The organism is Bacillus sp. ABR (assembly GCF_056172715.1).
Window position 1 is genome coordinate 43,624 of record NZ_JAOYSL010000008.1, and the last position, 11,499, is coordinate 55,122.

13 protein-coding genes are annotated in these 11,499 nt (G+C 41.9%); all 13 read left to right on the plus strand.

From position 1 onward, the window contains the following. The first annotated feature begins 116 nt into the window (after positions 1-116). Entirely contained in the window at positions 117-893 is a 777-nt protein-coding gene (locus OIT90_RS19050) for a type III pantothenate kinase (RefSeq protein ID WP_039175940.1), read from the plus strand. A 14-nt stretch (positions 894-907) separates the two neighbouring features. Continuing rightward, positions 908-1,783, plus strand: coding sequence for an Hsp33 family molecular chaperone HslO (gene hslO, locus OIT90_RS19055; protein WP_059376325.1), 876 nt, complete (start codon positions 908-910; stop codon positions 1,781-1,783). Between the two features lie 46 nt (positions 1,784-1,829). Next, on the plus strand, positions 1,830-2,738 hold the full coding sequence (locus tag OIT90_RS19060) for a peptidyl-prolyl cis-trans isomerase (protein ID WP_047202025.1): 909 nt from the start codon (positions 1,830-1,832) through the stop codon (positions 2,736-2,738). A gap of 77 nt (positions 2,739-2,815) precedes the next feature. Continuing rightward, entirely contained in the window at positions 2,816-3,739 is a 924-nt protein-coding gene (gene cysK, locus OIT90_RS19065) for a cysteine synthase A (RefSeq protein ID WP_024425655.1), read from the plus strand. Positions 3,740-3,863: 124 nt separating this feature from the next. Continuing rightward, positions 3,864-5,282 (plus strand): anthranilate synthase component I family protein, encoded by a 1,419-nt coding sequence (locus OIT90_RS19070; protein ID WP_106025935.1) that lies wholly within the window; start codon positions 3,864-3,866, stop codon positions 5,280-5,282. A 13-nt stretch (positions 5,283-5,295) separates the two neighbouring features. Next, a complete protein-coding gene (pabA, locus tag OIT90_RS19075) occupies positions 5,296-5,889 on the plus strand; it encodes an aminodeoxychorismate/anthranilate synthase component II (RefSeq protein WP_024425656.1) in 594 nt (197 codons plus the stop codon). Beyond that, positions 5,886-6,734, plus strand: coding sequence for an aminodeoxychorismate lyase (gene pabC, locus OIT90_RS19080; protein ID WP_106025936.1), 849 nt, complete (start codon positions 5,886-5,888; stop codon positions 6,732-6,734). Before pabA ends, pabC begins: the two co-directional genes overlap by 4 nt. A 9-nt stretch (positions 6,735-6,743) precedes the next feature. Beyond that, the gene (gene folP / locus OIT90_RS19085; protein WP_024425658.1) at positions 6,744-7,601 is read left to right on the plus strand and encodes a dihydropteroate synthase; all 858 of its coding nucleotides are present in this window, start codon (positions 6,744-6,746) and stop codon (positions 7,599-7,601) included. Further along, entirely contained in the window at positions 7,594-7,956 is a 363-nt protein-coding gene (gene folB, locus OIT90_RS19090) for a dihydroneopterin aldolase (protein WP_024425659.1), read from the plus strand. The genes folP and folB overlap by 8 nt, the downstream gene beginning before the upstream one ends. Then, the gene (gene folK, locus OIT90_RS19095; RefSeq protein WP_106025937.1) at positions 7,953-8,456 is read left to right on the plus strand and encodes a 2-amino-4-hydroxy-6-hydroxymethyldihydropteridine diphosphokinase; all 504 of its coding nucleotides are present in this window, start codon (positions 7,953-7,955) and stop codon (positions 8,454-8,456) included. The genes folB and folK overlap by 4 nt, the downstream gene beginning before the upstream one ends. Continuing rightward, entirely contained in the window at positions 8,408-8,641 is a 234-nt protein-coding gene (locus OIT90_RS19100; RefSeq protein ID WP_024425661.1) for a helix-turn-helix domain-containing protein, read from the plus strand. Before folK ends, OIT90_RS19100 begins: the two co-directional genes overlap by 49 nt. Next, on the plus strand, positions 8,634-9,635 hold the full coding sequence (gene dusB / locus OIT90_RS19105) for a tRNA dihydrouridine synthase DusB (RefSeq protein ID WP_039175955.1): 1,002 nt from the start codon (positions 8,634-8,636) through the stop codon (positions 9,633-9,635). Before OIT90_RS19100 ends, dusB begins: the two co-directional genes overlap by 8 nt. Before the next feature lie 90 nt (positions 9,636-9,725). Then, positions 9,726-11,225, plus strand: a complete 1,500-nt coding sequence (lysS, locus tag OIT90_RS19110) for a lysine--tRNA ligase (protein WP_034284259.1) — start codon at positions 9,726-9,728, stop codon at positions 11,223-11,225. Positions 11,226-11,499: the final 274 nt, after the last annotated feature.

Here is an 11,499-nt window from a genome sequence, read left to right on the forward strand (position 1 = left end):
TCGATTCATGAATGGATCGGTTTCGAATTGTTTACAAATGGAACTCAATTCGTGTATGGTATGATAGAAAGTCGAAAAATGCTCTTTTTGAGAAACTATTCAAAGTGGTGATGAAGTTGTTACTCGTGATAGATGTAGGAAACACAAATACCGTTTTAGGTGTTTATCATAATGGCGATCTAAACTACCATTGGCGAATTGAAACAAGCCGTCATAAAACAGAAGACGAATTTGGTATGTCCATTAGGGCCTTATTCGATTATGTGGGGCTGATGTTTGATCAAATAGAAGGGATTATCATCTCGTCTGTGGTCCCGCCAATGATGTTCGCACTTGAAAGAATGTGCGAAAAGTATTTTCACCTAACACCCCAAATTGTAGGGCCTGGAATGAAGACTGGATTAAACATTATGTGTGACAATCCAAAGGAAGTCGGGGCAGATCGAATTGTCAATGCAGTAGCAGCAATTCACCTATATGGGGCGCCTCTTATTGTGGTAGACTTTGGAACAGCAACAACCTACTGTTATATCAATGAACAAAAACAATACATGGGTGGAGCGATTGCACCTGGTATTACCATCTCAACTGAGGCTTTATATACAAGAGCGGCGAAGCTGCCGAGAATTGAAATTGTCCGTCCTGATCACATTGTTGGAAAAAATACCATCAGTGCGATGCAATCCGGCATCCTTTATGGATATGTTGGTCAAGTCGAGGGAATAGTGAAACGGATGAAGCAGCAAGCCAAACAAACACCGAAAGTCATTGCAACAGGCGGTTTGTCTACATTGATTGGAAATGAATCAGACTGCATTGATATTGTCGATCCGTTCCTCACATTAAAAGGACTGCAGCTCATTTATGAACGTAATCGTGTCGGTGTATTATAGGAGGTTTAAATCAAATGGATTACTTAGTTAAAGCATTAGCATATGACGGAAAAGTCCGCGCATATGCTGCAAACACAACAGATACAATCAACGAAGCACAAAGAAGACATCATACGTGGCCGACTGCATCAGCTGCCATCGGCAGAACGATGACAGCAACCGTCATGATGGGTGCTATGCTGAAAGGTGAGAATAAGCTAACTGTCAAAATAGAAGGCGGTGGACCAATCGGCGCCATTATTGCTGATGGAAATGCAAAAGGTCAGGTGCGAGGATATGTCTCAAACCCACAAGTTCACTTTGATTTAAATGAACATGGCAAGCTGGATGTTAGACGTGCAGTCGGAACATCTGGAACCTTAAGTGTTGTCAAAGATATCGGGCTGAAGGACCACTTTACAGGACAAACGGAAATTGTTTCAGGTGAAATTGGAGATGACTTCACATATTATCTTGTTTCTTCTGAGCAAGTGCCTTCCTCTGTAGGCGTAGGCGTCCTTGTCAATCCAGATAATTCGATCCTCGCAGCAGGCGGTTTCATCATTCAATTGCTGCCTGGTACAGAAGATGCTGTTATTGAAAGACTAGAAAAGCGCCTGTCAATGATTGAACCAATCTCTAAACTCATTGAAAAAGGGATGACACCAGAAGAAATATTAGAAGAAGTACTCGGTGAAAAACCTCAAATTTTAGAAACTGTACCTGTCGAATTTTCTTGTAACTGCTCAAAAGAACGGTTTGCAAATGGCATTATCAGCCTAGGGAAAGCCGAAATTGATGATATGATTGAACAAGACGGACAAGCAGAAGCTCAATGCCATTTTTGTAACGAAACGTATGTATTTACAAAAGAAGAGCTAGAAGAGCTACGTGAAGAATTAACCCGCTAAGCTCTAAGCAGCGGGTTTTCTTTTTAGAATGGAAAGGAGACGAAAGATGAGATTAAAAGCAAGAGTGGTATGGACATTTATCCTCGTGTTGCTCATGATTAATGCCGTTGTCATTGCATATGTATTAACAAAGTCACAAATGTCACAGGCTTCTTCTAACGGGAAGAGCGGTGAAGAAATTGCATCGATTGGAAAAGAGAAGGTAACGCGTCAAGAATGGTTAAAGAAGATGGAAGACCGCTACGGAAAGGCAACACTTGAACAAATGATCAATCAGAAGGTGGTCAATCAGCTTGCCAAGCAAAACAAGCTGGACGTGTCTTCGAAAGAGATCAATCGTGAATTGCTTATGCTCAAAGCAGTATCTAATAATTTCTACGAAGATGGACATACAAGTGAGAAGGAATGGAAAGAACAGATTCGTTATCAAATTTTATTAGAGCAGCTTTTAACAAGAGATGCCGTCGTTTCTGAAAAAGAAGCGAAATCGTTTTATGAAAAAAACAAGGACTTATATCAATATGATGATTCATACCGCATTCGCCATATCGTCGTGAAGACAAAGGACGAGGCTGAAAATGTATTGAAAGATTTAAAAGGTGGATCCAGCTTCGAAGCCGTGGCAGCTGAACGTTCAATCGACCGTTACACCTCACCATACGGCGGAGATCTTGGATTTGTGACAGAAGAGCAGGAAAGCATCCCAGCCCTATACATACAAGAAGCTCAAAAGCTTCAGCCAGATGAATGGACGAAAGAGCCAATTCAGACCAAAAACGGGTATGCCATTATTCAGTTAAAAGAAAAATTAAATGGCCGCTCTTTCTCCTATGACGAAGTCAAAGATCAGATTAAAAGGCAGATCGCGATGGAAGATCTAGGTGAAAAGGCGAATGTCAAAACCCTGTGGAAGGAAGCAAAAGTCACATGGTTTTACGATGGCGAGCAGGACTAAAAGCATTGACAAAATTTTTTGAAATTGATAATTTAATATTAATACAATAAAATTACTCGGAGATAGAGGTGTTAGTGATGGCTCGTATTGCAAATTCAGTTTTTGAACTAATAGGAAATACACCAGTCGTTAAATTAAACCGTTTAGTAGATGAAGACAGTGCGGATGTCTACTTGAAACTTGAATATATGAACCCAGGCAGCAGTGTCAAAGATCGTATTGCTTTAGCGATGATCGAAGATGCTGAAGCGAAAGGTACACTAAAAGCCGGCGATACCCTTATTGAACCAACAAGTGGAAACACAGGAATCGGCCTTGCGATGGTAGCGGCTGCTAAAGGAATCAACGCGATTTTGGTTATGCCAGACACAATGAGTCAGGAGCGCCGCAACCTTTTACGCGCTTATGGTGCGGAGCTTGTCTTAACACCAGGTGCAGAAGGAATGAAAGGTGCCATCAAAAAAGCAGAAGAATTGGCAGAGGAGCATGGTTACTTCATGCCTCAGCAATTTAGCAACGAAGCCAATGCGGAGATTCACCGTCGTACAACTGGGAAAGAAATTCTTGAACAGTTTGACGGCGAGCTTGATGCATTTATTGCAGGTGTTGGTACGGGCGGTACGATTACAGGTGCTGGTGAAGTCCTAAAAGAAGCCATCCCATCCATCCAGCTTTATGCGGTAGAACCGACAGATTCCCCTGTATTGTCAGGCGGAAAGCCGGGTCCACATAAAATTCAAGGAATTGGAGCAGGTTTTGTTCCTTCAATCCTGAACACAGAAATATATGACGGCATCATCCAAGTGAAAAACGAAGATGCATTTGAGCTTGCAAGAAAAGCAGCGAAAGAAGAAGGAATCCTTGGTGGTATTTCTTCCGGAGCAGCTATTTACGCAGCACTTCAAACAGCGAAGAAGCTTGGTAAAGGGAAAAAGGTTCTCGCAATCATCCCAAGTAACGGTGAGCGTTACCTCAGTACACCTCTTTATCAATTCGATTAAACCAATCACCCCAGCGTTTGCTGGGGTTTTTTCATGAATTCTGAAGATGGAAAGCAAATACTATTTTCTAAATAAATTGGATTGCATTACAATAAGATTAATGAAAATAAAAAAGGATGATAACATGACACAACGCAGGCCGATGGGCATCAAAATTCCTTTTACGAAAGATGCATTCTTGAAAAGATACGAACAATTAACTGCTCGTGAAACACATCATGTGCTTCTAGAAAGTGCACGCGGCGGTTCATATAGCATTGCTGGTATTCACCCGATCGCTAAAGCGAAGGGGAAAGATGGGATGACGACCATCCATTATCAAGGTGAGGTATTGTTCAAAGAAGGTGATCCATTCAGAGCGTTTACGGATTGGTTTCAAACCCTTCAAACCGAAACAAACAACGAATACCCCGACTTCCAAGGTGGAGCGATTGGGTTTTTAAGCTACGATTATGCTAGATACATCGAGCATTTTAAGATGCTGGCAATTGATGATCTTAAAACACCAGACCTTTATTTCCTCGTGTTTAACGATGTTGCAGTTTTTGATCATGAAGAGAACGCACTGTGGCTGATTACTCACACAGAGGAAGCAGAACCAATGAGTGAAGCGAATCAAAGGCTGGAAGAATGGAAGCGAAAGTGGACAAGCTCTTTTGAAGAATCAGCACAATCACCTGTCAATGAATCTTCCACAGAATTTGTACCAGCAGCACCTTTTACTGAAGAAACCTTTGGAGAAGCAGTAGAGAAAATTAAGCAATATATCGCAAACGGTGACGTGTTCCAAGTGAACTTATCTATCAGACAAGATGAACAGCTTCACACTCATCCGTATGATTTATACAAAACGTTACGTCAAGTGAATCCATCTCCTTATATGTCTTACCTGCATACGCCTGACTTCCAGATTGTTTGTGGATCTCCAGAGCTGCTTATTAAGAAAAAAGGAACTCAGCTAGAAACAAGACCAATTGCCGGAACAAGATCACGAGGCAAAGACGACGCTGAGGATCAAGCACTGGCAAAAGAACTCATTGAAAATGAAAAAGAACGCGCAGAGCATGTCATGCTCGTTGATCTTGAGCGGAATGACCTTGGACGAGTATCTACTTATGGATCCGTAAAAGTGAACGAATTTATGGCGATTGAGAAATATTCACACGTGATGCATATTGTATCCAATGTACAAGGAGAGCTGCGTGATGAATGTGACGCGGTAGATGTCATGAGAGCTGTATTCCCAGGAGGAACGATTACAGGTGCTCCAAAAGTGAGAACAATGGAAATTATAGAAGAACTTGAGCCAACAAGACGTGGGCTTTATACTGGATCTATAGGCTGGTTTGGATTCAATCAAGATATGCACTTTAATATCGTTATTCGTACTGCGTATTGTACAGAAGGAAAAGCCTTTATGCAGTCAGGTGCGGGAATCGTCATAGATTCTGTCCCAAAGCACGAATACAAAGAATCCATTAAAAAAGCCTATGCAGTGAAAAAAGCAATACAGTTGAGCAAAGAAGAGACTATTTTGAGTTAGAGGTGAGCAGAGTATGATTTTAATGATTGATAATTATGATTCATTTACGTACAACCTGGTCCAGTATTTAGGTGAGCTTGGAGAAGAATTGATCGTGAAACGGAATGATCAAGTGACCATTCAGGAAATTGAAGAGCTCAAGCCGGATTTTCTCATGATTTCTCCAGGGCCATGCAGTCCTGATGAAGCGGGAATTAGTATGGAGGCGATCAAGCACTTTGCAGGAAGTATTCCGATCTTCGGTGTGTGTTTAGGCCACCAATCCATCGCACAAGTCTTTGGCGGGGATGTTGTTCGAGCAGAGCGCTTAATGCACGGTAAAACGTCAGAGATTAAACATGACGGAAAAGGTGTCTTCACAGGACTTCAAAATCCGCTCGTTGCAACGAGATATCATTCATTAATTGTCAAAAACGAGACGCTGCCAGAGTGCTTTGACGCAACAGCCAGCACAAAGGAAGGCGAGCTCATGGCGATTCGCCATAAAGAATTGCCGATTGAAAGTGTGCAATTCCATCCTGAATCAATTATGACGTCCTTCGGAAAAGAAATGCTGAAAAATTTCATTGAAACCTATCGTAAAAAGGGGCATGAAGTAAACGCATGATCATTTATCTGAACGGTCAGTATATAGAGGAGAAAGACGCGACTCTTTCTCCTTTTGATCATGGTTTTCTATATGGCATCGGTGTATTCGAAACATTTACCAGCCTGGCAGGACAAGTCTTCCTGTTGGATTGGCATCTTGAAAGGCTCAATCAATCATTACGTGACCTTTGCATCGAATCCACAATAGAGAAACCATTTGTACTCGACATCATTCATACCTTACTGAATAAAAACCAAATAGCTGGCGGCCATGCGAGAATTCGCTTGAATGTTTCTGCGGGCAGAGGAAACGGATTTTCTGCAGATCCTTATGAAGAGCCTGTCGTTTTTGTCATGATTTCTCCTTTCCGTCCAGAATCTATTTTGGATGAGAAAAAGGGAGTCATTCTTCAAACGAGAAGAAATACACCGGAAGGCCCAAGACGCCTCAAGTCTCATCATTATATGAACAACTTGCTCGCTAAAAGGGAAGTGGGGAATGACCCGTCGTTAGAAGGCATCTTTTTAACAAAAGAAGATGATGTGGCAGAAGGCATTACCTCGAATATATTTTGGCGAAAAGATGATGTGATCTATACACCGTCACTTGATACAGGCATTTTAAATGGGGTCACTCGTCGATACTGTATGGAAACGCTCCGCGCTATGGGGGCTTCGCTAAAGGAAGGGCGATACCTAGTCTCACATTTGCTTTCTGCTGATGAGGCATGGATGACCAATTCTGTTCAGGGAGTTGTACCGTTCAGAGGAATAGGAGAAATCCACTTTCCCAAAAACAGCCGGACAATTTCAACAAAGTTAAGAATGCAATACACTAAAGAACGTCAAGACCATAAAGAGTAGGTGGACACAATGACACAACAATTGATAAAACAGCCTAAAATCATACAGGCCAAGCACCATACCCTTAGTTATGAAGAAAAGACATTAGTCATGGGCATTTTAAATGTCACACCTGACTCTTTTTCAGATGGAGGAAAGTTTAATCAAGTAGATAAAGCGCTGGCTCATGCAGCGCAGCTGATAGAAGACGGGGCTCATATTATTGATATTGGCGGAGAATCGACTCGTCCGGGAGCGGCACTTGTCTCGGAAGAAGAGGAGCTTTCAAGAGTCATCCCGGTCATTGAGAAGATCACAAAAGAATTAGATGTACCTATCTCTATTGATACGTATAAAGCCCGTGTTGCAGATGAAGCGGTGAAAGCTGGAGCCTCCATCATTAATGATGTATGGGGAGCAAAGGCAGATCCCCAAATGGCACATGTGGCAGCGAAGCACAATGTTCCAATCATTTTAATGCACAATCGGCCAGAACGAAACTACACACATCTGATTTCAGATATGATCGCCGATTTGAAAGAAAGTGTCCAAATTGCCCAGCAAGCGGGTGTCCGCGATGACATGATCATATTAGATCCAGGTGTAGGATTTGCGAAAAATAAAGAGGACAACCTGAAGGTCATGAATGAGCTCGAACATTTTTGTCACCTTGGGTATCCACTGCTGCTGGCTACATCTCGAAAACGATTCATTGGTGCTGTCTTAGACCTGCCGCCTGAAGAACGTACTGAAGGAACAGGTGCGACGGTCTGTCTTGGGATTCAAAAGGGCAGTGCAATGGTCCGTGTACATGATGTAAAAGAAATTGCAAGAATGGCAAAAATGATGGATGCCATGCTGAATAAGGGAGGCGCTTATCATCGATAAAGTATATGTAAACGGAATGGAATTTTACGGGTACCACGGCGTATTTGCAGAAGAAAACAAACTAGGGCAGCGATTCCGCGTGGACTTAACAGCTTCACTTGATTTAAGTAAAGCCGGACAAACTGATGACCTCAATGAGACGATCAACTATGCAGAGCTCTACCAAATCTGCAAAAGCATCGTAGAAGGTGAGCCGGTCAATCTCGTTGAAACACTGACAGAAAGAATTGCAAACCAAGTGTTAAAGGACTTTCCGACAGTCCAGGAATGTACAGTGAAGGTGATCAAGCCAGATCCGCCAATTCCAGGTCATTATCAGTCCGTTGCAATTGAAATGACGAGATCACGCACATGAATAACACGGCATACATCGCACTAGGCTCAAACATAGGTAAAAAAGAAACCTATTTAAAAGAAGCCGTCAAAAAACTGCATGAACATCCAGAGATACAAGTGGAATTAATCTCATCAATATATGAAACAACACCTGTAGGCTATGAAAACCAAGATGATTTTTTAAATATGGCCGTGAAAATTACCACTTCACTTCGTCCAGAGGAACTACTGTCTCTTACTCAGACAATCGAGCAAGAGTTAGGCAGAACAAGAGAAGTGAGGTGGGGTCCGCGAACGGCTGACCTTGACATTTTACTTTATAATCGTGAAAATATTGAAACAGAACAACTTGTAGTGCCGCATCCTAGAATGTACGAACGTTTATTCGTTCTTGTTCCGATGAGTGAGATTTGCCCAGAAATCGGCGAAGTACAAATAAATGCCGTAACAGACCAAGAAGGTGTAAGCATATGGAAAAAGACATGTGGGGTAGAAGAATTCGTGCATACCGAAAGCTAAAAGGGTATACTCAGGAAGGGTTCGCGAAAAGACTGGGCATCTCTGTCTCTGTCTTAGGAGAAATTGAGCGAGGCAATCGATTACCAACAAACCAATTGGTTGGTCAAATAGCAGATGCTTTAAATATAACGGTGGAAGAACTTTCGCCAATTCTTGAAGAAGAAAGGAGGGGGAAAAATGTTTAAAATCGGAGATATCGAGATTAAAAACAAAGTAGTGCTCGCACCAATGGCTGGTGTGTGCAACTCTGCCTTCAGACTGACGGTGAAAGAGTTTGGAGCGGGCTTAGTCTGCGCTGAAATGGTCAGTGACAAAGCGATCCTGATCAACAATGCAAGAACAATGGGTATGCTATACATTGATGAACGGGAAAAGCCTTTGAGCCTTCAGATATTTGGAGGGGAAAAAGACACACTCGTCGAAGCGGCAAAGTTTGTAGACAAGAATACCACAGCGGATATTATTGATATCAACATGGGCTGTCCTGTGCCGAAGATTACGAAATGTGATGCAGGAGCGAAATGGCTGCTTGATCCAAACAAAATTTATGAAATGGTCTCTGCTGTTGTAGATGCTGTAGACAAACCAGTTACAGTGAAAATGAGAATGGGCTGGGACGAAGACCATATCTTTGCTATTGATAATGCCCGTGCTGTTGAACGAGCAGGTGGACAAGCGGTTGCGCTTCACGGACGGACACGCGTGCAAATGTACGAAGGAACAGCGAATTGGGATATCATGAAAGAGGTTAAACAATCTGTATCCATTCCTGTCATCGGCAATGGCGATGTCAAAACCCCTCAAGATGCAAAACGTATGCTTGATGAAACGGGTGTGGACGCTGTCATGATCGGAAGAGCCGCACTAGGAAACCCGTGGATGATCTATCGAACGGTTCATTATTTAGAAACGGGTGAACTGAAAGAAGAGCCAAACGTGCGTGAGAAAATGTCAGTGTGCAAACTTCACTTAGACAGACTCATTGACCTGAAAGGCGAGCATGTGGCTGTCAGAGAAATGAGAAAGCACGCAGCATGGTACTTAAAAGGTGTCCGAGGCAATGCGGACGTAAGAAATCAAATCAATCAAAGTGAAACGAGAGCGGAGCTTGTACAAGTTCTTGATGACTTTACGATCGAAGCCGAGGCAAAAGAGCTTCAAAGTATAAAAGTAGGATAAGACTATCTTTCTTTTTGTAGCTCACTGCTAGTGCATGTACTGGCAGTTTTTCTGCTTTTCTCTGCAAAATACATTATTGGAGTGATATAAATGAGTAATGAAGGGCTTAATAACGAAGAATTAAATGACCAATTCCAGGTCAGACGTGACAAAATGAATAAAATGAGAGAAGAAGGTATCGATCCATTCGGTGAACGATATGACCGTTCTCATCAATCTGCGCAAATTATCGCTGAATATGACGAGTTTTCTAAAGAAGACTTAGAAGGAAAAGCGGCTCAAGTAACAATCGCTGGACGTATGATGACAAAGCGCGGAAAAGGAAAAGCTGGCTTTGCACATATTCAAGACCTTGAAGGACAAATCCAAATCTATGTTCGTAAAGATAGTGTAGGGGAAGAAGCTTACGAATTATTCAAAAGCTCAGACCTAGGCGATATCATCGGTGTAACAGGGACTGTTTTTAAAACAAACGTAGGAGAACTTTCTATTAAAGCGACCAGCTTTGAGGTTCTTACGAAAGCACTTCGCCCGCTTCCTGATAAGTATCATGGATTAAAAGATGTTGAACAACGCTATCGTCAGCGCTACCTTGACCTCATTGTAAATCCAGAAAGTAAGCAGACGTTCATCATGCGAAGCAAAATCATTCAATCCATGAGAAGATACTTAGATTCTAAAGGATACTTAGAAGTTGAAACACCAACAATGCACAGCATCCCTGGTGGTGCATCAGCGCGTCCTTTCATTACTCATCACAATGCACTTGATATGCCGCTTTATATGCGTATTGCGATCGAGCTGCACTTAAAACGCCTAATTGTCGGTGGTCTAGAGAAAGTATACGAGATTGGCCGCGTATTCCGTAACGAAGGTGTATCGACTCGTCACAACCCAGAATTCACTATGATCGAGCTGTATGAAGCATACGCAGACTACAAAGACATCATGAATCTGACTGAAAACCTGATTGCTCATATTGCCCAAGAGGTGCTAGGAACAACAACCATTCAATATGGAGAAGATGAAATTGATCTCAAACCTGAATGGAAGAGACTTCATATGGTTGAAGCGGTCAAAGAAGCAACAGGTGTAGACTTCTGGCAGGAGATGTCTGTAGAAGAAGCAAAACAGCATGCTGCTGATCATGGTGTTGAAATCACGAAAAATATGACAGTAGGTCATATTATCAATGAGTTCTTCGAGCAAAAAGTAGAAGAAACATTGGTTCAGCCTACATTCATTTACGGACATCCAGTGGAGATTTCTCCATTAGCTAAGAAAAATCCTGAAGACCCTCGCTTTACTGATCGCTTTGAGCTGTTTATCGTACGCCGCGAGCATGCAAATGCATTCACAGAGCTAAACGATCCAATCGATCAAAGAGAACGCTTTGAAGCTCAATTAAAAGAACGTGAAGAAGGAAACGACGAAGCACATCTAATGGATGACGATTTTGTTGAAGCATTAGAATACGGTATGCCTCCAACAGGTGGTCTAGGAATCGGAATCGACCGATTAATCATGCTTTTAACAAATTCTCCATCAATCAGAGATGTACTGCTTTTCCCACAAATGAGAAACCGCTAATACATCAACCAAAGCGCCATTTTATCTATGGCGCTTTTTATTTTTCATAAAATGAAACTTTTTTTAAAAAAACTATTGCAAGGAAAGAATCCAGATGGTATATTATTATTCGTTGCCGCAAAACAGCAACGAGGTTAAAAAAAGAAATTGAAAAAAGTTCTTGACTTTAACCGATGCAAAATGGTAAGATATTAAAGTCGCTTACGAGCGATAACGAAAATGATCTTTGAAAACTAAACAAGACAAAACGTACCTGTTAATTCGAGTTTTTATA

Bases quoted from the DNA above. Each gene is read 5' to 3' on its own strand.
- cysK (WP_024425655.1), top strand. From the start codon at position 2,816: ATGGCTCGTATTGCAAATTCAGTTTTTGAACTAATAGGAAATACACCA.
- folP (WP_024425658.1), top strand. From the start codon at position 6,744: ATGACACAACAATTGATAAAACAGCCTAAAATCATACAGGCCAAGCAC.
- pabC (WP_106025936.1), top strand. From the start codon at position 5,886: ATGATCATTTATCTGAACGGTCAGTATATAGAGGAGAAAGACGCGACT.
- lysS (WP_034284259.1), top strand. From the start codon at position 9,726: ATGAGTAATGAAGGGCTTAATAACGAAGAATTAAATGACCAATTCCAG.
- OIT90_RS19060 (WP_047202025.1), top strand. From the start codon at position 1,830: ATGAGATTAAAAGCAAGAGTGGTATGGACATTTATCCTCGTGTTGCTC.
- OIT90_RS19070 (WP_106025935.1), top strand. From the start codon at position 3,864: ATGACACAACGCAGGCCGATGGGCATCAAAATTCCTTTTACGAAAGAT.
- dusB (WP_039175955.1), top strand. From the start codon at position 8,634: ATGTTTAAAATCGGAGATATCGAGATTAAAAACAAAGTAGTGCTCGCA.
- pabA (WP_024425656.1), top strand. From the start codon at position 5,296: ATGATTTTAATGATTGATAATTATGATTCATTTACGTACAACCTGGTC.
- OIT90_RS19100 (WP_024425661.1), top strand. From the start codon at position 8,408: ATGGAAAAAGACATGTGGGGTAGAAGAATTCGTGCATACCGAAAGCTA.
- folK (WP_106025937.1), top strand. From the start codon at position 7,953: ATGAATAACACGGCATACATCGCACTAGGCTCAAACATAGGTAAAAAA.
- hslO (WP_059376325.1), top strand. From the start codon at position 908: ATGGATTACTTAGTTAAAGCATTAGCATATGACGGAAAAGTCCGCGCA.